The sequence below is a fragment of the Flavobacterium sp. genome (assembly GCF_050696275.1).
Lineage (GTDB): Bacteria > Bacteroidota > Bacteroidia > Flavobacteriales > Flavobacteriaceae > Flavobacterium.
The window spans coordinates 25,347-45,426 of record NZ_JBOGUT010000018.1 but is presented as its reverse complement, the minus strand read 5'-3'; the positions used below and the strand labels follow the sequence as shown (position 1 = coordinate 45,426).

The 20,080-nt window shown below is 35.9% G+C and carries 20 protein-coding genes; 4 read left to right on the top strand and 16 right to left on the bottom strand.

What is annotated here, in order from left to right; translation table 11 throughout:
• Positions 1-189: 189 nt before the first annotated feature.
• On the top strand, positions 190-1,992 hold the full coding sequence (locus ACRDEC_RS10515) for a GNAT family N-acyltransferase (protein WP_431498293.1): 1,803 nt from the start codon (positions 190-192) through the stop codon (positions 1,990-1,992).
• 63 nt (positions 1,993-2,055) lie between these two features.
• Here ACRDEC_RS10515 and ACRDEC_RS10510 read toward each other — a convergent pair whose 3' ends face one another.
• The 14 genes from ACRDEC_RS10510 to ACRDEC_RS10445 all read right to left on the bottom strand — a co-directional run bounded on the left by ACRDEC_RS10510 (position 2,056) and on the right by ACRDEC_RS10445 (position 13,942).
• Positions 2,056-2,340, bottom strand: a complete 285-nt coding sequence (locus tag ACRDEC_RS10510) for a TM2 domain-containing protein (RefSeq protein ID WP_431498292.1) — start codon at positions 2,338-2,340, stop codon at positions 2,056-2,058.
• A gap of 22 nt (positions 2,341-2,362) precedes the next feature.
• Positions 2,363-2,767 (bottom strand): DUF805 domain-containing protein, encoded by a 405-nt coding sequence (locus ACRDEC_RS10505; protein ID WP_431498291.1) that lies wholly within the window; start codon positions 2,765-2,767, stop codon positions 2,363-2,365.
• 197 nt (positions 2,768-2,964) lie between these two features.
• Positions 2,965-3,381 (bottom strand): DUF805 domain-containing protein, encoded by a 417-nt coding sequence (locus ACRDEC_RS10500; RefSeq protein ID WP_431498290.1) that lies wholly within the window; start codon positions 3,379-3,381, stop codon positions 2,965-2,967.
• Positions 3,382-3,426: 45 nt separating this feature from the next.
• Positions 3,427-3,822, bottom strand: a complete 396-nt coding sequence (locus tag ACRDEC_RS10495) for a VOC family protein (RefSeq protein WP_431498289.1) — start codon at positions 3,820-3,822, stop codon at positions 3,427-3,429.
• Positions 3,815-4,216 carry a hypothetical protein gene (locus ACRDEC_RS10490; RefSeq protein ID WP_431498288.1) on the bottom strand — a complete coding sequence of 134 codons (402 nt, stop codon included), beginning with the start codon at positions 4,214-4,216 and terminating at the stop codon, positions 3,815-3,817. Before ACRDEC_RS10490 ends, ACRDEC_RS10495 begins: the two co-directional genes overlap by 8 nt.
• Positions 4,213-5,163 (bottom strand): 2-hydroxyacid dehydrogenase, encoded by a 951-nt coding sequence (locus ACRDEC_RS10485; protein WP_431498322.1) that lies wholly within the window; start codon positions 5,161-5,163, stop codon positions 4,213-4,215. Before ACRDEC_RS10485 ends, ACRDEC_RS10490 begins: the two co-directional genes overlap by 4 nt.
• Positions 5,164-5,296: 133 nt before the next feature.
• Entirely contained in the window at positions 5,297-6,646 is a 1,350-nt protein-coding gene (gene mgtE / locus ACRDEC_RS10480) for a magnesium transporter (protein WP_431498287.1), read from the bottom strand.
• Positions 6,636-7,415 carry a 16S rRNA (adenine(1518)-N(6)/adenine(1519)-N(6))-dimethyltransferase RsmA gene (rsmA, locus tag ACRDEC_RS10475; RefSeq protein WP_431498286.1) on the bottom strand — a complete coding sequence of 260 codons (780 nt, stop codon included), beginning with the start codon at positions 7,413-7,415 and terminating at the stop codon, positions 6,636-6,638. The genes mgtE and rsmA overlap by 11 nt, the downstream gene beginning before the upstream one ends.
• A 109-nt stretch (positions 7,416-7,524) precedes the next feature.
• Positions 7,525-7,836, bottom strand: coding sequence for a DUF4286 family protein (locus tag ACRDEC_RS10470; RefSeq protein ID WP_431498285.1), 312 nt, complete (start codon positions 7,834-7,836; stop codon positions 7,525-7,527).
• A gap of 63 nt (positions 7,837-7,899) precedes the next feature.
• Positions 7,900-9,678, bottom strand: coding sequence for a tetratricopeptide repeat protein (locus tag ACRDEC_RS10465; protein WP_431498284.1), 1,779 nt, complete (start codon positions 9,676-9,678; stop codon positions 7,900-7,902).
• 74 nt (positions 9,679-9,752) lie between these two features.
• The gene (gene serS, locus ACRDEC_RS10460; protein ID WP_431498283.1) at positions 9,753-11,024 is read right to left on the bottom strand and encodes a serine--tRNA ligase; all 1,272 of its coding nucleotides are present in this window, start codon (positions 11,022-11,024) and stop codon (positions 9,753-9,755) included.
• A 49-nt stretch (positions 11,025-11,073) separates the two neighbouring features.
• Positions 11,074-12,306: a hypothetical protein gene (locus tag ACRDEC_RS10455; protein WP_431498282.1), complete on the bottom strand. Its 1,233-nt coding sequence runs from the start codon at positions 12,304-12,306 to the stop codon at positions 11,074-11,076.
• Positions 12,303-12,743 carry a Rieske (2Fe-2S) protein gene (locus tag ACRDEC_RS10450; RefSeq protein WP_431498281.1) on the bottom strand — a complete coding sequence of 147 codons (441 nt, stop codon included), beginning with the start codon at positions 12,741-12,743 and terminating at the stop codon, positions 12,303-12,305. The genes ACRDEC_RS10455 and ACRDEC_RS10450 overlap by 4 nt, the downstream gene beginning before the upstream one ends.
• Positions 12,744-12,745: 2 nt before the next feature.
• Entirely contained in the window at positions 12,746-13,942 is a 1,197-nt protein-coding gene (locus tag ACRDEC_RS10445; RefSeq protein ID WP_431498280.1) for a di-heme oxidoredictase family protein, read from the bottom strand.
• A 91-nt stretch (positions 13,943-14,033) separates the two neighbouring features.
• On the opposite strand from ACRDEC_RS10445, the gene ACRDEC_RS10440 reads away from it, so the two are divergent.
• From ACRDEC_RS10440 to ACRDEC_RS10430, 3 genes are read left to right on the top strand one after another with little or no spacing between them, the layout of a single operon-like run.
• Positions 14,034-15,905 carry an Nramp family divalent metal transporter gene (locus ACRDEC_RS10440; RefSeq protein ID WP_431498279.1) on the top strand — a complete coding sequence of 624 codons (1,872 nt, stop codon included), beginning with the start codon at positions 14,034-14,036 and terminating at the stop codon, positions 15,903-15,905.
• Between the two features lie 3 nt (positions 15,906-15,908).
• Positions 15,909-16,565, top strand: a complete 657-nt coding sequence (locus ACRDEC_RS10435) for a metal-dependent transcriptional regulator (RefSeq protein ID WP_431498278.1) — start codon at positions 15,909-15,911, stop codon at positions 16,563-16,565.
• A 38-nt stretch (positions 16,566-16,603) separates the two neighbouring features.
• Entirely contained in the window at positions 16,604-16,999 is a 396-nt protein-coding gene (locus tag ACRDEC_RS10430) for a hypothetical protein (RefSeq protein WP_431498277.1), read from the top strand.
• 137 nt (positions 17,000-17,136) lie between these two features.
• Here ACRDEC_RS10430 and ACRDEC_RS10425 read toward each other — a convergent pair whose 3' ends face one another.
• Positions 17,137-17,961 carry a hypothetical protein gene (locus ACRDEC_RS10425; RefSeq protein ID WP_431498276.1) on the bottom strand — a complete coding sequence of 275 codons (825 nt, stop codon included), beginning with the start codon at positions 17,959-17,961 and terminating at the stop codon, positions 17,137-17,139.
• 24 nt (positions 17,962-17,985) lie between these two features.
• Positions 17,986-20,079 (bottom strand): ferrous iron transport protein B, encoded by a 2,094-nt coding sequence (gene feoB / locus ACRDEC_RS10420; protein WP_431498275.1) that lies wholly within the window; start codon positions 20,077-20,079, stop codon positions 17,986-17,988.
• Between the last annotated feature and the right edge of the window lies 1 nt (position 20,080).

The following is a 20,080-nucleotide window of genomic DNA, read 5'->3' as shown; positions in this document are numbered from 1 at the left end:
AGAATCTTTTTTTCAAAAGTATAGAAAAACCATGAAATAAAAACAAGAAATTTAATTATCTTGTAAAGCATTAAATATCAATGTTTTTTTCAACAGTCTGATAAATCAGGAGTGCATTATCCACAAAACTTTTCTTTAAGTTCCACAAGTTTTGCTATCTTTGTTTCTCGCATAAAATCAAAAAATTAAATGGGTTTAGTTACCGCTAAAGAAGTTGCAAAAGCTATAAATGCCGATAAATATGGAGTTTTAGGGACTTTCTCGGGTTGGTTACTCATGAAAGTACTTCAAATTTCGACACTTAACAAAATTTACGACAGAAACAAACACTTAAAAGATGTGGAGTTTCTGAATTCGATATTAGATGAATTTCAGATAAAATTCGAAATCCCTGAAGAAGACTTAAAACGTTTACCGAAAGACGGCGCTTACATCACAATCTCAAATCATCCGTTAGGTGGTATTGATGGCATCTTGCTTTTGAAATTAATGTTGGAAAAAGAACCGAATTTCAAAATTATCGCTAATTTTCTCTTACACCGCATCGAGCCTTTAAAACCCTACATCATGCCGGTTAATCCTTTTGAAAATCATAAGGATGCCAAATCGAGCGTCATCGGTCTTAAAGAAACTTTCCGCCATTTGAGTGATGGAAAACCGCTGGGAATGTTCCCTGCCGGTGAAGTTTCAACCTATAAAGATGAAAGACTGGTTGTTGACAAAGCTTGGGAAGAAGGCGCGATTAAAGTAATACGAAAAGCTCAGGTTCCTGTTGTTCCTATTTATTTCCACGCTAAAAACAGTCGTATTTTTTATTTTCTTTCCAAAATAAATGATACGTTGCGTACTGCAAAATTACCATCCGAATTACTGACTCAAAAAGACAGGGTAATTAAAGTGCGTATTGGAAAACCTATTTCGGTGGCAGAACAAAATGAATACGAAACTATAGAAGCGTACTCTGAATTTTTACGCAAGAAAACCTATATGTTGTCCAATGCTTTTGTTAAAGAATCAAAATTATTGACAGCTCCAAGTTTAAAAATTCCAAAACCTGCCAAAGAAATCGTAACCGGAGCCAATCAGGAAAAAATGATTGCCGAAGTAGAAAAACTTCGCAAAAACGACGCCCGATTGTTACAAAGCAAAAATTACGAAGTGTTTTTTGCAGAGGCTAACCAGATTCCGAATATCCTACACGAAATAGGCCGTTTACGAGAAATCACTTTTAGAGAAGTTGGAGAAGGCACAAACGAATCTATAGATATAGACAAATTTGACAAATATTACCATCACATGTTTTTATGGGATGAAGAAACCAAGCAAATCGCCGGTGCTTACCGTATGGGCTTGGGGTCTGAAATATTTTCAAAATATGGTATTGACGGATTTTATCTGCAGGATTTATTCCGTTTTGAACCGGAATTATACGACATGATGAGCAAATCCATCGAAATGGGCCGAGCATTCATCATTAAAGAATACCAGCAAAAACCAATGCCATTATTCCTATTATGGAAGGGGATTGTACACACTACATTGCGTTATCCTGAACACAAATTCCTGATTGGAGGAGTAAGTATCAGTAACCAATTTTCTGATTTCTCCAAGTCATTGATGATTGAGTTCATGAAGTCGAATTACTATGACCCATATGTTGCACAGTATATCCACCCGAAAAAAGAATATAAGGTAAAACTGAAAGATGCGGATAAAGATTTTATTTTCAATGAAGCAGAAGCTGATTTGGTTAAATTCGATAAAATCATTGACGAAATTGAACCTGGAAATTTACGCTTACCTGTTCTTATCAAAAAATACATCAAACAAAATGCCCGTGTGGTTGCGTTTAATGTGGATCCGCTGTTCAATAACGCCATCGACGGCTTAATGTATATCCGAATAGCAGACTTACCTGAAAGCACCGTAAAACCGGTTATGGAAGAATTTCAAGCGGAACTGGAACGAAAACTTTCTGAAAAAGGAGAATAAAATTGTTCGCTGATTTATAAAAAACAAAAAGCCGGGAAAATTTTCCCGGCTTTTTTTATGTTCTTAGAACCAACCTTTCTTACCTACCTGATACGTCTGGTAAAATTCCTGATCAGACTTTGTCAAGTAAATAATACCTTCTATAAGGCCAATGATACTTGAGGCTGCTCCGCAGGTAAACAGAGTTATTACCAGCATTATAATCCCTTCATTTGTATATCCTAAAAGAAATTTATGAATCCCCAGAGGACCTAAAAGGATAGCTAAAATACCGCAAGCTACTTTTTTATTGTCTTGTGGGATTTCGGTCTGTTTATTCCACTCTTCAGTAGGTTTAGTTGTTTCCATTGTTATTATTTAATTATAAAATTTACTCTTGTACACTTCCGATTTCGCTTATCTCGCTAAAATCGCTTTTTGGATCTGCACCATATTGGTTATTGCCTTTGGTTCCCTCAGTAAATAATAAAATCAAAAGCCATATATTAGCAAGAGGTACAAAAGCTAGTAAAATAAACCATCCGCTTTTATTAACATCATGCAAACGTCTGACAGCCACAGCAATTGAAGGGATTATAGTGGCTAAGAAAAGAAGCCCATAAATTGGCCCATATCCAAATTTTCCAAAACCTAGACCTAAAACACCATCAAGTATCATAGCAATAATTGCTAAAATAAAATTCGCTAATGTATAATACCAATACTCACTTCTTCTTGCACGACCATTAAAATTTGCATAATTCTCAAGGACTACTTTTTTGTACCAATCAATCATAATAAATAGTTTTAGTTTTGTTTGTCTTACTCTTAAGGATTTTCAGTCACTCCTGCTTTTTTAAATGAAAAAACAAAAACATTGAATTCAAATATAAATAAATTTTGTTTTCCTTAACAGTAGTTTAGTAATTATTTTCGTAGGTTTATTATTCGTTACAATAAAAAAATCAACAACAATCCAACTTGCACACGTCTTTAATCAAGAGATTCCATACCAATTTCATTAATCTCATCAAATTCCTGCTTCGGGTCTTTTCCATAACCATTATTGCCGGCAGTACCATCAGTACACAACAATATAAGCAGCCAAATAGGTCCCGCCACTGGGATAAAACGAACAAAATAATACCATCCGCTTTTATTAATATCATGTAGCCTTCTCACAATAACAGCTAAACTTGGGATTATAATAATCAGAAAATAAAGCAGTAATGCCCCTAAAAAGACACCTCCTAAAGTCTCTGAAACAGTAAGCATACAAAGGTACAATATCACTAAAAAGACAATGACAACAACATTCATCAATACGAAATACCAATATTCGCTTCGCCTGGCCCTTCCGCTAAAATTAGCATAATTTTTAATCATTACTTTTTTGTACCAATCAATCATAATTTTTTATTTAAAATATTTGTGTTTCATTCTTATTTCAATCTATTAAAGAGCTCCATCGTGTGGCTCCCAAAGTTCAATTTTATTTCCTTCAAGGTCCAGAATCCAGCCAAACTTCCCATAATCAAAAGATTGCATCTCGCCTACAACCGTTACACCTTCTTCTTTTAAAGTTTCAAGTAAAATTTCTAAATTATCAACCCTGAAGTTCATCATGAATTGTTTTTCGCTGGATTCAAAGTATTTTGTATCGGCTTCGAATGGCGACCATTGCGTAGAACAGTCATTCCCTTCTTTGTCTTTCCACCAAAAAGTCCAGCCATATTGGTCTGTAGGAATTCCCAAATGGTTTTTATACCATTCTTTAGTTGCATTTGGATCTTCGCTTTTAAAGAAAAAACCTCCAATACCCGTTACTCTTTTTATATCTTTTTTACTCATGCGTCTGTTTTTTAAAGAAAATAGTTGTGGCCAATAAAAGTAGAATCCCTTCCACTGTAAAGAAAAATAAATGATTGAACACTTCCTTGGCAATATAACTGCTACCCATTCCAAAAGCAACCAGCCCTAATGCCAATAGCAATCCTTGAGTTCTTGCCAAATGGCTTCCGTTTTTAATCGGTTTGGCCAAAAACAACATCCAAATCCCAGACAACAACATCATAATCGAAGAATACATCCAGATAATCTGCATACCTTCGGCTGCAGGCGCTTGAATTTCTCCTTTCGCAATATGCTCTATGACGGCAGGCATTCCTAAAAAAGCATGCGGAATAAACTGCAGACAGGTTAAAACACCCACAAAAACAGTCAGATAATACGCTATTGTATTCATATGTATAATTTTAAGATTTTATCCACGATAGTTTGTGCCAGTTTTTCTTTGCTTTCAACTGTCCATCCGGCAATATGAGGTGTCAAAAGCACATTTTCGGCTTGCAACAGGAATTCAAATGCTTCCGGTTTTTCTCCTTCAAATAAGGTCTCAAAGGAAAGTTTCTCATATTCCAAAACATCCAATCCGGCACCATAAATTTTCCCGGAGCGCAGAGCAGTTACTAAATCGGCTGTAACAACATTCTTCCCTCTTGACGTATTAATTAACCAAAAAGGTTTCGCAAAAGCATCGATAAAATCAGTGCAAATCATTTTATCGGTTTCCGGAGTCCACGGAATGTGAAGACTCAATACATCTGCTTTTTCCTGCAGTTCAGTAAGGGAAACCTGTTTTGCGTTTTCGTCTCCTACATCATTCAAAATATCATAACACAAAACGGCAACATCAAATCCACGCAATTTCTTGGCAAACGATTTACCCATATTCCCATAACCAATAATTCCCACCGTTTTTCCGTCGAGTTCATGCCCACGATTGGATTCCCGGTTCCAATGTCCGGAACGAATTTCTTTATCGGCCTTGTTAAGCTTATTCATTAACGACAATAATGTCCCTAAAGCATGTTCGCCTACCGCATTCCTGTTGCCTTCGGGAGCGGCTATAAGATGGATTCCTTTACTGATTGCATACTCACAATCGATACTTTCCAGACCAGCCCCTACCCTGGCAATAAACTGCAGGTTGGTTGCTTTGTCTAAAAATGTTTTGTCAATTTTAAATCGGCTGCGAATAACAATGCCTTGATAGTCATGAATTTTAGCTTCGACTTCTTCTTTAGATGATACAAAGTCTTCGTAATTACTAAAACCGGCTTGTTGCAATTGTTCCCATAATAAAGGATGATTGCTGTCAATATGAAGGATTTTGATGTTTTGATTCAAGATTTCTGGATTCTGATTCTTCCAAAGTTACAAATTTGAATTGAAATGAAGTGATTAGTTTGTATCCGAAAAAGCCTGCAACGGATTTCGATTTCCTTCCTGAAAGTTACGGTTTTGTCCTTGTCGATTGAAATCTCTAAAACCCAAGAACCAATCTGGCGATTGCAAAATAAAGAATAATCCCGAAAACGTCATTAGTTGTTGTAATAAACGGTCCAGTAGCAATTGCAGGATCGATTTTATTTTTATGCAGAAATAAAGGAACCAAGGTGCCTAAAGTAGCAGCAAACAAAATCACTACAATAATAGAAATAGAAATGGCTAAACCTACCTGATACTGTTGATACATTACAGAATGGTACAGCAAAAGAAACAAAGAGATAATGGTCCCTGAAATCATTGATACAGTAATCTCTTTGCTAAAATATTTTCGACTGAATTCTTTTATGGTACCATTCGCTAAACCTTGTACCACAATAGCAGATGCCTGCACCCCGATGTTTCCGGCAGTTGCCGAAAGCAAAGGCACAAAAATAATTAACGTAGAATATTTTTGGAAAGCACCTTCATTGTTCTTTAAGGCAAATGAGGCTACAATTTCAATAACCATACCCATTAAAAGCCATGGCAATCGGGCTTTTGTAAGTTCAAGAACACTGTCATTTGCTTCAACGTCTTGTGTAATACCCGCTGCTAATTGGTAATCCTTATCTGCTTCATCTTTAATAACATCAATAATGTCGTCAATGGTAATCCGGCCAACCAATCGTCCCATTTCATCTACAACAGGAATGGCTTCCAAGTCGTATTTTTGCATGATACGGGCTACTTCAACATCTTCGGCATCGACATTGACTGAAGTTACTTTTTTGATATAGATATCTGCAATCTGGGTTTTGGTAGATGTTGTAAGCAAATCTTTAAGAGATAACCTTCCTTTCAATCTTCCTTCATCATCAATCACATAAATAGAATGCACTCTGGAAACATTTTCAGCTTGCGCCCGCATCTCTTTTACACAGGTAAGCACGGTCCAGTTTTCATTCACTTTTACAAGCTCTTTCCCCATCAGACCTCCGGCAGTATCTTCGTCATAACGCAATAGATCAACGATGTCTTTTGCGTGTTCCAGGTCTTCCAGCTCGGAGATTACCTCTTCTTTTTTAGATTGCGAAAGTTCCCCAATAATATCAGCCGCATCATCGGTGTTAAGCTCATCAAGCTCTTCTGCGATTTCTTTTGCGGATAATCTTTTTAATATATTTTCTCTTAAATCATCTTCTAGTTCCAGAAGGATTTCAGCCGTCTTTTCTGAATCAAGGACTTTGAAAATATAGGTAGCTTCTTCAAAATCAAGTTCATCCAGAATTTCAGCAATATCAGCATGGTGCAAGTCATTCAATAAAACTTCCAATTGCTTGTCGTCTTTATTTTGAATAAGTTGCTCTAATTCTTGTATTAGATCTTTGCTGATTTTAAACTCCATCGGCTGCTATTTTTTGAGTGAGTTCTATAAATTGTTCCACCGAAATCTGTTCCGGACGGAGGTCAAAGATACTATCTTCTCGCAAATTATCCGACAGATTGAGTGATTTTAAGCTGTTTCTCATTGTTTTTCTTCGCTGGTTAAACGAAGTTTTCACAACATTAAATAATAATTTTTCGTCACAAGGCAAATGATAATTTTCTTTTCTAATCATTCTCATCACACCTGATTTTACTTTTGGTGGAGGATTAAACACGTGCTCATCAACAGTAAAAAGATATTCAACATCATAAAATGCCTGTGCTAAAACAGATAAAATCCCATAAACTTTGCTTCCTTTTTTGGAACAGATTCTTTCTGCAACTTCTTTTTGAAACATCCCCGAAAATTCCGGTATCTGGTCACGAAGCTCTAATGTCCTGAACACAATTTGTGTCGAAATATTGTATGGGAAATTTCCAATAATAGCAAATGGCTCATCACCGAAAACCTCCTTAATATTGTATTTTAAAAAATCTTTTGAAATGACTTTTCCTTCCAGCTTCGGATAATGTACATTCAAATATTCTACGGATTCCGTATCGATTTCGATAACATACGTTTCAATAGGTTTTTCGAGCAAATACTTAGTCAGTACACCCATCCCAGGACCTATTTCCAAAACCTTTTTGTATCGGTCTAACGTCAGCGAATCTGCTATTCTTTTTGCAATGCTCTCATCATTTAAAAAATGCTGCCCGAGATGTTTTTTGGCTTTTACTTTGTCCATACTTAAATTATTAAGCTATTTAGCGGTTAGACTGTTGGTTTTTTGATTTTAGAGAATTTAAATTTCATGCATTTGCCCGATACCATTTTCCAAAGGCAGAATTATCTCTTTAATGCTCTGAAATAAGCTCTAATTCCGTTCTGAAAGCAAGCATTTTATCAGCAAAAAGCCTTAATCCTTCCGCTCTCAAACGCGGTGCATCTTCTTCGTAATATCTTTCCAGGGTTTCTTTACTGTCTGTAGTATATTGGATGGAATAAGTAACGCCTCCCATTTCTTCTTCGACTAAAACCTTGACCATTCGCGCTGACGAAAATTTCCCTGTCGCCAAAACATCTTTAATGTGTTTTTCCTGCATCCATTTCATCCATTCGTCGTGAACACTTTCGTGTATATTGATGGTTACGTTGTAAATTATCATATCTCTGTAATTGTAAAATTTGGTTATTGGCTCAATCAGTTATCCAAAAGAGCAACCTTTGAATTATAAATTAGTATCTCCCCGCAGTTTCCTGAAATTATTCCTTGCCTCTACAAAGTAAATACTGTCTTCGTGGCTGAATATTATTTTTTCGTAATTGGCCTTGGCTTTCTCTACATCCTGCAATTGCTTGCGGTAAATTTCTGCTGAGAAAAAAAGAGCTTCATCGATGTAAATACTTTCGGCATGCTTGTCTATAATTTTTTGAAAATAGGTTAACGCCTGTAAAAAATCTTGTTGTTTTTCGTATAATTTACCTATTCTCAACAATGTCACATCTTCGATACTTTGCTCTTTATGCTGGTCTAAAATAGCTTTAAACTGCAGCATTGCTTCATTATCTTTATTCTGATAGGCTAAAAAATCTGCCTTAGAGAATTTCTTTAAAGCTACGTGGGTAGAATCTTCAACCGTATTGTCGCTTATCAGCAAAAATAACTCCATTGCATCGTTCGCTATAAGTTGTGATGTGGAAGATTTCAAGACTTTAAATTGTTTTTGTGACCATTCGAAATCTCCTTTGAAATAACTTGCTTTTGCCATTTTCAGACTGGCTTCATGTGCGACAGCATCGTTTTCTAAATCGTCTTCCACTTGGGCATAATAAATGATTGCCTGGTTGAATTTTTCATCCAAAAGCAATACATCGGCCAATTCGATTTTAACTTCTGCTTTTTGATAATTGTTTAACGGCAGTTCCAAAGCTTTTACCAATGTGGCTTTTGCCGATTCTAATTCTTTAAGATAAAAAGCATTAAAATGCGCATGAAGAATTTGGAGATTCAAAGAATAAGGTGAAATTCCGAATTGTTTGAGCAACAAATCCAATTTAGCTTTAATTGCCGGATATTCTTTGGCGGAAGCCTTATCAATATCCATCAAAGCCAACTGATAATGCGCCTGCATCTGCAATTCTAAATCCTGTGTGTTGAGCAGAATAAAGTCTAATATTTCTCTTGCTGTTTCACTTTCTTTATCATCAATAGCCATTTTTGCCAGATTAATGATATTGAAAAAATTATCAGGACTTCGTTTAAAGATTGCTTTCTCTTGAATAAATGCCTTTCCATACTCTTTTTGCTGAACAAAAAACCAGCTCATAAATTGATTCCAGAACAACTCCTGATTTTTCTGTGTACGGAGTAACAACGCTTTTTTTACATATTCAGTAAATGTTTTCTGCGTATCTTCCATCATAAAACGAACGAGCTGACTTTGTACCAAAGGTAAATTGGTCGGATTTGAAAAACTGTAATCCAATAACTTATCAGTCATCAGTTCGAGTTTGCCCAATTGCCCCTGAAGCAGCGCAATCTGATAATCAAAATTGAAATTGGGATTGCTTTTAATTCCCAGAGTATACGCTTGAATAGCTTGTTCTACCAATACTTTTTGCTCAAAATCACGAGCAATTGTAAAGACGTTATTGGGGTTTTCACTTATTTTCCCAAGTGCTAAATCATAGTTAGCATTCGCTTTATCAATTTTCTTTTGCAACTGATAATTGTATCCCAATTCAATATATAAATTGGGCTGTTTTGTTCGGGCAAGCTTATTCTGGATTAAAAATTCAGCTTTGTCAAATTGTTTCAACTGCTGATAACACAGCACCTGCTTCTGAAAATACTGATAATTATTGGGCTGAATCTTAATTAAGTCTTCGTAAATAACAATGGCTTTGTCAAACTCACCTCTGTCCACATAATTTTGAGCCAATTGTTCGTTTTGTGAAAAAACAAACATTGACCAGAGCAAACCAATAAACAAAAAGAAGTTTTTCATTTTCTATAAAAAAACAATGTACTAATGTAACAATTTTATGCTTCATTAGTACATCGTAAAATGATAAGTTTGTCTTAATTTATAATATCAAAACCTGTATATTTTCGTAATACTTCCGGGATTACGATTCCTTCAGGTGTTTGGCAATTTTCTAAAATTCCGGCTAAAACCCTTGGAAGTGCTAATGAACTTCCGTTTAAGGTATGAGCTAATTGTGTTTTTCCATCTTTCCCTTTAAAACGCAGTTTCAATCGGTTGGCCTGGAAAGTTTCAAAATTAGAAACAGATGAAATTTCTAACCAACGATCCTGAGCGGTTGAAAACACTTCAAAATCATACGTCAATGCTGAAGCAAACCCCATGTCACCACCGCAAAGACGAAGAATTCTATACGGTAATTTCAATTCCTGTAAAATACCTTTTACATGCTCTACCATACCATCAAGTGCTTCGTGTGATTTTTCAGGGTGCTCGATACGTACAATTTCCACTTTGTCAAATTGGTGCAAACGATTCAATCCACGAACGTGTGCTCCCCATGAGCCTGCTTCACGACGGAAACATGGCGTATATCCTGTACATAAAACAGGCAATTCATTTTCCTGCAAAATCACATCTCTGAAAATGTTTGTTACCGGAACTTCCGCAGTCGGAATCAGGTATAAATTATCTTTAGCATCGTGGTACATTTGCCCTTCTTTGTCCGGCAATTGACCCGTTCCGTAGGCTGAAGCCTCATTGACCATATGTGGAACCTGGTATTCCTGATAACCGGCTTCCGTATTTTTATCTAAGAAATAAGAAATTAGCGCACGTTGTAATTTGGCACCTTTTCCTTTATACACAGGAAATCCTGGCGCAGTTATTTTAGTACCTAATTCGAAATCAACGATATCGTATTTTTTAATTAAATCCCAATGTGGCATTGCTCCTTCATGCAAAACTGGAACGTCTCCTTCTTCAAAAATATTGACGTTTTCTTCAGGTGTTTTTCCAACTGGAACAATATCCGCAGGAAGATTAGGTAGCTTGTATAATTCTTCCGTTAATTCTTCTGTAACTGCATTTAAAACTTCTGAAAGTTCTTTGCTTTTTTCTCTGAATTGTGCTGATTTTTCTTTTAGTATTTCTGCCTTGGCTTTTTCACCATTCTTCATCAGCTCACCCACGTCTTTGGACAGCTTATTAGATTCGGCCAAAATGTTGTCTAATTCTACTTGTGTTGCACGACGTTTTTCGTCTAGTGACACAACTCTTGCAACCAAAGCGGTAACATCAAGATTTCTCTTTGCCAAAGCTTTGATTACTTTTTCCTGGTTTTCTCTAATAAATGCTATTTGTAACATGACTTAATTTTTATAAGGAAGCAAATTTAATAATATTTGCTTTAGAATCTTAAAAATAAGTCGAAATTCCTAAATTGAATCCGTCAGTGATTGCAGGAGGATTTCCTAAGATATCACGCTGCTTTTGAAAACGATAATTTAATCTGAAAACAGTTTGTGGAGTTGGCCTGAAACTAACGGCCGGCATGATACTCCAGATATCTTCGCCAATATTTCCACCGGTTTCATTAAACCTGCCCACATTCCAATCTACATACTCTAATCTGCAGGCTACGTTTAACACGGCATTATCCCATCCCAAAATAGTTTTATTTACAACCGGCTGAACAATATCTATAAAACCCCCGTGTTGTTTGTTCCCAAATTGTTGTGTATACGTACTCGGAACATCAACTTTTATCCAGGCAAATTCAGTGGTAATGAAAGTTTTGATTTTTGGAAGTGTTGTATTAAAATCTAAAGCAAATACAGATACTCTGCGCTTTTTATCTAAAATAATTCCGTCATCCTGAAATTTATTATAAATACCACCCATGTAAGAAACCCCTAACTCTCCTATTTTAGTATTTCTGACAGCTAATTTACCTGTAAACAAAGGCTCTCCGCTGTTGATTTCTTCGAAACGTTCCGGATTTTCTTTTGCTGCCGGAAGGAATGTTTTATTCTCGGTATTTTCAATTATCGAATTATCGAAACTTCCCGAAAGATAGGCTTCGTAACCAACCATCCAATTGTTTTGGTATTTTTTTCCGAAAAAACCAGCTCCTGCATTGCTGAATGTACCCGGTAACATTTGAGTTGCCGAAATAGGCCGATCAGTGAACTCCCATTTTGGTCCGTCATGGTTTTGATTGAAAGACCCGATAGGATTTACAATAATCCCCGCTCTGAAATTAACTAAAGGATGGAATTCTACATCAACGGAAGCAAATTCTATGGCAACTTCTTTTCCGCCATCTTCAAATTCAATTTCACTTAAAAATTTCACGCGTTTGCTAATTGCCGATGACATAAAAACAGACAATCTTCGGGCTTGAAACTGATGTCCTTCAGAAATACCATCCGTGGTAAGATGTTGCCAGTTCGCTTCAAGATAACCACCGATAGCAATAGGTGTTTTGGCTATATTTAAAGCCGGACGATTATAAAGAGCGTCCATATTTAGGGTTTTGACTGTGTCTTTTGGAACTCTTTTCAGTAAACTTGGATCAATTTGAGCAATAGAATTTATGGTGAAAAAAAAAGTAAGCGTGACTATAAAGCAGGTAAAATTTAATCTCATTTTAAAGATATTTTTAAAGTATTGTTTTCTAAAATAATTGGGAAACTTCTCAAATCTCCCTGGGCTGGACCGGATTCGGCTACACCCTTGTTACTGAATTCACTTCCATGAGCCGCGCATTGTAATTTATCTCCAAAAACCTGTAATTCCGCACTCTGATGTGTACATTTCATCAGCAAAGCCGAATATTCTGACGAATTGTGTCTGTAAACACAAATTGGGTATTGCAAAATTTCGTTTTGAACAATGATGTATTTTTTATACTCAGTTTTCCCTTCCGATTTAATTTCAAAATCAGTCATTGGCACCAAAATATCAGAGCCTTTTATTTCTTTGGTCAAAACCTGAGAAGACGAACAGCTTTCCAATATTGAAATTCCGACAAGTCCGGCCAAACAGCCAAATCCACAGGTTTTTAAAAATTCTTTTCTGTTCATGATTACAACGATTTTAAGAATCTGATTACTGCATTTTTGTCATCCTGCGACAAATTATGAAATGCAGTTTTACTATTGGTTGCTTCGCCTCCATGCATAGAAATGGCTTCTTCTATGCTTTTGGCTCTTCCATCATGCATTAAAAAATAACCACCACCCTGAGAATTTCCGGAAAGCCCCAAGCCCCATAACGGCGGTGTTTTCCATTCGTATGTTTTGGCCACTCCTTCTGTATAACCATCGTCTAAACCAGCTCCCATATCATGCAAAAGAAGATCTGTATATGGCGAAAACGACTTGAAAGACAATCCATTAATTGGAGAATATCCTGTACTTAATTCTGATTTATGACAACCAATACAATTAATCTGACTGAATAACGTTTTTCCACGAACTACCTCTGCATCATCTGCATTACGCTGTATAGGTGCCTTTAATGTTTTGAGATAAAACACGACATCATTAACCGTACTTGTTGCTATTTCCGGATCAATTTCTTCATTTGTATACACATCGATTGGGTTATAAACCGAAGTAATACCGATGTCCTGATTGTAAGCATTTACCGTTTGATGCAATAAATTGAAAGCTGCCGCTTTTTTCCCAAATCGTCCAATATATTTTCCTCCCTGAGAAATAGCTCCTTCATCATTAATATAAGAAGGCATTGAAACCCAGTTTGGCACTCCTGAAATCCCATCTCCATCCGAATCATTAGGATCAGCCATAGCTAGGATAGCCGCATCTGGAACATACTGTAAAAACCCTAAACCCGTATTAGACGGCGGTGTAAACTTTGAAAAAGTAGCTCCAAACGGAATTTGTTCAGGCATAAATCCAGGCAAAGCTTTATTTTGCAATTGCGGTCCACCTTGATTTAAAAACAGATTTCCTGTTTCATCAATTTGTCCGAAACGGGTTAATGTAGTAAAAGGATGTCCTTTCCCATCACCTGCATGACAACTAATACAACTTGTTGACACGAAAGTAGATCCCAAACCGGTTTCACGAGTAAAAACTTCATTAAAAGCCACGTCACCTTTTAAGAACCGCGCTAATTGTTCCGAAGATAAACCGTCTATTGTTCCGTCTAAGACCTCGTCATCATTTGGCACATCAACATAGGAAGCTTCGCAGGAAATTAACGACCCAACTGACACAATAAGAGAGAAATATAATAATAATCTTAAAGTTTTCATTTATAGAATTTAAATTTTAGACAAAACTAAAAAATATATTCATATGCGACAAAAAAAATTAATTATATTTGCGCTAATTAATTTTTTTATCATGAGTAAATCGTTAGAAGAAGTACATCAATCGGTTTCAGCACAGAATAAAACCACGATTTTCAGGAAGATATTAGCTTTTTTTGGCCCGGCTTATTTAGTGAGTGTAGGTTATATGGATCCGGGAAATTGGGCAACTGATTTGGCCGGAGGCAGTCAGTTTGGTTACACTTTAATTTGGGTATTGTTAATGAGTAATATCATGGCTTTGCTTCTTCAAAGTCTGAGTGCCAGATTAGGAATCGTTACCCAGCGAGATTTAGCACAGGCTTCACGAGAAACCTACTCGCCTTTTATCAATTACATACTGTATTTTTTAGCCGAAATTGCTATTGCTGCCTGTGATCTGGCTGAAGTTTTAGGAATGGCGATTGGATTAAATCTTCTTTTCGACATTTCACTTATTCAAGGTGTCGCAATTACGGTCTTAGATACTTTTCTATTGCTTTTCCTTATCAATAAAGGAATTCGGAAAATGGAAGCTTTTATCATCTCATTAGTTTTGATTGTGGGCATTTCTTTCATTTTTGAAATGATTTTTGCCCAACCGGAAATGGGTAAAGTCATAACCGGTTTAATTCCAACACTACCGAATGACACAGCTTTGTATATCGCCATCGGAATCATCGGTGCCACCGTAATGCCACATAATTTATACCTGCATTCTTCTTTGGTTCAAACCAGAAAATTTGACAGAAGCAAAGCAGGAATCAAGCAGGCTTTGAAATACAATTTCATCGATTCGACCATTGCCTTAAACTTTGCTTTCTTTGTGAATGCGGCAATTCTTATTTTGGCAGCAGCCACATTTCATAAAAACGGCTATTTTGAAGTTGCCGAAATTCAGGACGCACATCGTTTACTTGCTCCATTATTAGGAACAAAATGGGCGCCCATTTTATTTGCTGTTGCTTTAATTGCAGCTGGACAAAGCTCAACAGTAACAGGAACTCTCGCCGGACAGATTATTATGGAAGGTTATTTGAATTTACGTATCCAGCCTTGGGTTCGCCGAATCATCACACGATTAATTGCTATTGTTCCTGCCGTTATTGTGATTTCTATTTTTGGCGAAAGCGTAACCGGAAAAATGCTGATTTTAAGCCAGGTTATTTTAAGTTTGCAATTGGGGTTTGCCATCATTCCGCTGATTCATTTTGTGAGTGATAAGACCAAAATGAAAGGATTTCATATTAGTAAAACAACGCAGGTTGCTGCTTGGTTAATTGCGATTATCATTGTTTCGTTGAATGCTAAATTAGTTTATTCTGAAATCGCCGGGCTTCTGGAAAGTTCTGAAAACCCTCTTATTTTATGGCTTACTGTTGTTCCTTTAGCTATAAGTTTTCTGATTTTATTACTTTATATTGTCTTTAAACCGTTTATTTCAAAAGCAAAAACAGACGTTTTAAACCACTCTCCGCATCATTTAAAATTACAATTTTCACCATCCGGTGTGTACAGTAAAAAAAACGTTGCCATATCTGTTGATTTCTCAAGTGCTGATGAAGCTGCAATAAACAATGCCTTTGAATTAGGCGGAAAAGAAGCGCAATACACTTTAATTCACGTAGTGGAGACCATTGGAGCCATGATATATGGTGATGACATTGACGATTGCGAAACTACCATTGATGAAAAGCTCCTGGAAGAATACAAAACAATGCTTTCAGAAAAAGGGTTTAATGTAACAACAAAACTAGGCTTTGGAAAACCTACCAAAGTAATCCCTCAAATCATCAATGAAGGAACTTTTGACATCCTTGTTATGGGAACACATGGTCATACCGGTATAAAAGATTTGCTTTTTGGAACTACCGTCGATAAATTGCGTCATAAAATTTCGATTCCTTTATTTATTGTTAAAAAATAAGACATGACTTTTTCTGAAGAAAATTACCTGAAAACAATATACCATTTAACCAACCTGCTGGATTCGGAAATCAGTACCAATGCTATTGCAGAAAGAATGGAAACCAAAGCCTCTTCAGTAACTGATATGCTTAAAAAATTATCTGAAAAGGACTTGATTAACTATAAAAAATACCAAGGCGTTTCTTTAACTGAAAAAGGATTGCATTCGGCAAAAATGATTGTAAGAAAGCACCGTTTATGGGAAGTTTTTTTAGTGGATAAATTAAATTTTCCTTGGGATGAAGTACATGATATTGCGGAACAATTGGAACATATTAAATCCGAAAAACTGATTAACAAATTGGATGAATATCTTAATTTCCCAACAGAAGATCCTCACGGCGATCCAATTCCGAATGCAAACGGGCAAATTGTAAAAATCGAAAAACAACTGCTTTCCGAACTCATAGAAAACCAAATCGGAATTTGTGTGGGAGTAAAAGACACTTCTTCAGATTTTTTAAAATACCTGGATAAACAGGGAATTGCCTTAGGGTCTAAAGTTGAAATTTTATCTAAAGAAAGCTTCGATTTATCTCTAAAAATAAAAGTAGACAGTAAGGAACTTACCATATCAAATAAAATTGCAGCCAATCTTTTTGTAAAAAAATCCAACTAAAAGATCGTATTTTTGATTGATTCAAATGAAAAGCAAAAATGAAAAATCTATTCTTCAGTCTTTGTAGTTCACTTTTTCTTCTAAGTGGTTGTTCGGTTCAAAAAGACAGCACCGAAATCAATCAGAAACTGGATTCTAAATCCGAAAAAGAAATTGTGCTGGTAAAAGTTATAGAAGATTCCAGATGCCCGGAAGGCGTTCAGTGTATCTGGGCAGGTGAAGTAACGATTGTCGTTGCTGCTTACGAAAATAAAAAAAAGATTGAGCAGGTGCAATTTGTCATAAACCAAAATTCGATGGATGATGTAAATAAGTGGTTTACCCAACATCTGCCTCAAACCAATAAAAGTCTAAAAGAAACCAGCGTTTTACCGTATCCTAAAGAGGGAGTTCAAATTAAGCCGGAAGATTATCACATCCTGCTAATTTATTAGTATTAGCTGCAACCGCAATCTGTGTTTCCGCAATTTTTTTTAGATTTCTTTTTTCCAAAGAATTTCCTGTACAGAAAATAAACTGCAACACCTAATAATGAAAATGCGATAATTTCCTGAATGTTCATTTTACAAAGTTATAAATAAATTCCGCCACCCAGCGAGATAAAATTATAGGTTGGCGTAGCAATTTTCAAATGCTCAAATCCGCCTGTGAAAAAGCATTTTTTGCGATGAAGTTTTCCTTCAATTTCAAACGCATTAACAGGATGTCCGTTAATTTTGCTCCATTTTGCACTTCCGGAAAAACTAAAATTTTTAGTCATAAAGTAATTGGCAGACAATCCATACGAAAAGCCTCCTTTCTTTACTTCATTTCCCACATAGGAAGCTCCTAAGCTCCATCCGAAATCAAATTTCCCCGTACGGACTCTGTCATAGCATAAATTGAAATGAGACAAGGACAGGCTGTTATTAGTAGCATCAATTCTGTTGATTTCCACTATTAATCTAAAATCTGCTTGAAGGTAAAAATATTGAAAAGGCCTGATTTTCAGATTTATATGATTCCCAAATAAATCGTTATTGCTGTATAAAAATTTATCTTCAAAATCAATTCTGAATTTATTCTTCTCAACAACAACGGTATCACATCCATCGTAATTTCCTGATTTATTGTTGTAAAAAGGATATTCTGAAACTTTATTATACAAATGATCTTCCATAGTATAATCTCCAATTAATCCATATTTAAAAACTCCTAATCCTATGTTTAAAAACAATTCAGCAGCTAAACCAAGTTCTTCACCATTATCTGAACCAGAAGATCTGGAAGTTGTAGTCGACGAACTGCTTGACGACGAGTTTGAGTTAAGTTCTTTTTTGGATTTTTCAGTTTTATTCTGACAATAAAGTGTAGAGCTAAAAACAAATAAAAGAATTAGATAACCGTATTTTTTCATCCTGATTTAGCGTAAATTTATTTGTTATTTTAAAATCTGATAGGCAATTAACGCCACAGTATAAGCAAACCCACTCATGAAAACAAGCTGAATCACAGGCCATTTCCAAGAATTGGTTTCTTTTTTGGTTACTGCCAAGGTACTCATACATTGCATTGCAAAAGCATAAAACAATAATAAAGAAACTCCGGAAGCAAAATTAAATAACTTTTCACCCGTGACAGGATGCACTTCGGCAGCAAGTTTATTTTTTATTGTTGTGTCTTGATCATCTGAATCCTGAATACTGTATATCGTCGACAAAGTTCCCACAAATACCTCACGAGCGGCAAATGAAGAAACAATTGCAATCCCTATTTTCCAGTCATATCCTAAAGGCGATATAACCGGTTCTATTGATTTTCCTAATAAACCTATATAGGAATTCTCCAATTTGTATGATGCTATTTTACCTTCTAAGTTTTCACCTGAAATATTTTCTCTGGCAACAATTTGATCTGCATTCTTGAAATTTTCTCCAGGTCCGTACGATGCCAGAAACCACAACACGATAGAAATAGCTAAAATCATTTTTCCTGCACCGAAAACAAACGATTTTGTTTTTTCAATCACATTAATCCCTACGTTTTTAATCATCGGGAGTTTATAATTAGGCATTTCTACCACAAAATATGTTTTTGACTTTATTTTTAAAATCTTATGCAAAATCCAAGCAGAAAATAAAGCCATTCCAAAACCCAGCAGATACAATAACATGAGTGTTAATCCTTGTAAATTGAAGATACCGAAAATTCGTTTGTTAGGAATTATCAGCGAAATAATAATGGCATAGACCGGTAATCGGGCAGAGCAGGTGGTAAAAGGCGTTACTAAAATTGTGATCAGCCTTTCTTTCCAGTTTTCGATATTTCTGGTAGCCATAATAGCCGGAATAGCACAGGCCGTTCCCGAAATCAATGGTACAACACTTTTGCCTGACAGACCGAATTTACGCATCGTTTTATCCATCAGGAAAACGACACGGCTCATGTAGCCGCTTTCTTCCAATATAGATATGAATAAAAATAAGAATGCAATTTGCGGTATAAAAATAATAATCCCTCCCAGTCCCGGTATAATTCCCTGAACAATCAGATTTGTCAGAACTCCGACTGGCAAAACAGATTCTGCCCATGAACTTAGAGAGACAAATGAAGTGTCAATAAAATCCATCGGGATACTGGACCAATCAAAAATAGATTGGAATATCAGCATCAAAATCAGGAAGAAAATAACATACCCGAAAACTTTGTGAATTAAAATTCTGTCTAGTTTGCTGCGTAGATCTTTGGCCGAAGCCAAATCTATTTTTTGACCTTCTTTCAGCACATTGTTAATAAACTGATAGCGCTTGATGGTTTCTTTTTGCTGCAGTCTTTTCAGCTCATCTTTTGATTTCGCAAAAGAAGAATTATGCAGCTCGTTTCTGTTTAGGTTGGCGAAATTAACGTCTTGCGTAATCACCAGCCATAATTTATATAACGATTGATTTGGGAAAGCTTTCCGTAAACTGTCAAAATAAGTAACATCAATACTCGAAGCATTCAAAGAAGGTTCAGTTGGGATATTTTTGTAATTGATAATAAGGTTTTTCAACTCTTCAATTCCTTTTCCTTTTCGGGAACTGACCAAAGCAATTTTCGTTTTCAGCTGTTTTTCCAAATAGGGAATATCGAGTGAAATCCCTTTATAACTCATCCTGTCCGACATATTAATCACCAGAATGGTCGGTATTTCCAAGTCTTTAATTTGAGTAAAAAGGAGTAAATTCCGTTTTAGGTTCTCCACTTCAGTCACCACGATGGCAACATCCGGATAGTCTTTGTCATTCTTATTCAGTAACAATTCAATGACCACATTTTCATCAAGAGAACTGGCATTTAAACTATAGGTTCCCGGCAAATCCAGAATGGTTGCTTTAAGGTTTGAAGCCAATTTACAGACGCCAACCTTCTTTTCAACCGTAATTCCAGGATAGTTTCCTACTTGTTGGTTCAACCCTGTCAGTTGATTAAAAACAGACGTTTTCCCGGTATTTGGATTTCCAATTAAGGCAATATTGATATTCCCAACTTTCATT

Coding starts and splice junctions, on each gene's coding strand:
- ACRDEC_RS10515 (WP_431498293.1), top strand. CDS start 190: ATGGGTTTAGTTACCGCTAAAGAAGTTGCAAAAGCTATAAATGCCGAT.
- ACRDEC_RS10510 (WP_431498292.1), bottom strand. CDS start 2,340: ATGGAAACAACTAAACCTACTGAAGAGTGGAATAAACAGACCGAAATC.
- ACRDEC_RS10505 (WP_431498291.1), bottom strand. CDS start 2,767: ATGATTGATTGGTACAAAAAAGTAGTCCTTGAGAATTATGCAAATTTT.
- ACRDEC_RS10500 (WP_431498290.1), bottom strand. CDS start 3,381: ATGATTGATTGGTACAAAAAAGTAATGATTAAAAATTATGCTAATTTT.
- ACRDEC_RS10495 (WP_431498289.1), bottom strand. CDS start 3,822: ATGAGTAAAAAAGATATAAAAAGAGTAACGGGTATTGGAGGTTTTTTC.
- ACRDEC_RS10490 (WP_431498288.1), bottom strand. CDS start 4,216: ATGAATACAATAGCGTATTATCTGACTGTTTTTGTGGGTGTTTTAACC.
- mgtE (WP_431498287.1), bottom strand. CDS start 6,646: ATGGAGTTTAAAATCAGCAAAGATCTAATACAAGAATTAGAGCAACTT.
- rsmA (WP_431498286.1), bottom strand. CDS start 7,415: ATGGACAAAGTAAAAGCCAAAAAACATCTCGGGCAGCATTTTTTAAAT.
- ACRDEC_RS10470 (WP_431498285.1), bottom strand. CDS start 7,836: ATGATAATTTACAACGTAACCATCAATATACACGAAAGTGTTCACGAC.
- ACRDEC_RS10465 (WP_431498284.1), bottom strand. CDS start 9,678: ATGAAAAACTTCTTTTTGTTTATTGGTTTGCTCTGGTCAATGTTTGTT.
- serS (WP_431498283.1), bottom strand. CDS start 11,024: ATGTTACAAATAGCATTTATTAGAGAAAACCAGGAAAAAGTAATCAAA.
- ACRDEC_RS10455 (WP_431498282.1), bottom strand. CDS start 12,306: ATGAGATTAAATTTTACCTGCTTTATAGTCACGCTTACTTTTTTTTTC.
- ACRDEC_RS10450 (WP_431498281.1), bottom strand. CDS start 12,743: ATGAACAGAAAAGAATTTTTAAAAACCTGTGGATTTGGCTGTTTGGCC.
- ACRDEC_RS10445 (WP_431498280.1), bottom strand. CDS start 13,942: ATGAAAACTTTAAGATTATTATTATATTTCTCTCTTATTGTGTCAGTT.
- ACRDEC_RS10440 (WP_431498279.1), top strand. CDS start 14,034: ATGAGTAAATCGTTAGAAGAAGTACATCAATCGGTTTCAGCACAGAAT.
- ACRDEC_RS10435 (WP_431498278.1), top strand. CDS start 15,909: ATGACTTTTTCTGAAGAAAATTACCTGAAAACAATATACCATTTAACC.
- ACRDEC_RS10430 (WP_431498277.1), top strand. CDS start 16,604: ATGAAAAATCTATTCTTCAGTCTTTGTAGTTCACTTTTTCTTCTAAGT.
- ACRDEC_RS10425 (WP_431498276.1), bottom strand. CDS start 17,961: ATGAAAAAATACGGTTATCTAATTCTTTTATTTGTTTTTAGCTCTACA.
- feoB (WP_431498275.1), bottom strand. CDS start 20,079: ATGAAAGTTGGGAATATCAATATTGCCTTAATTGGAAATCCAAATACC.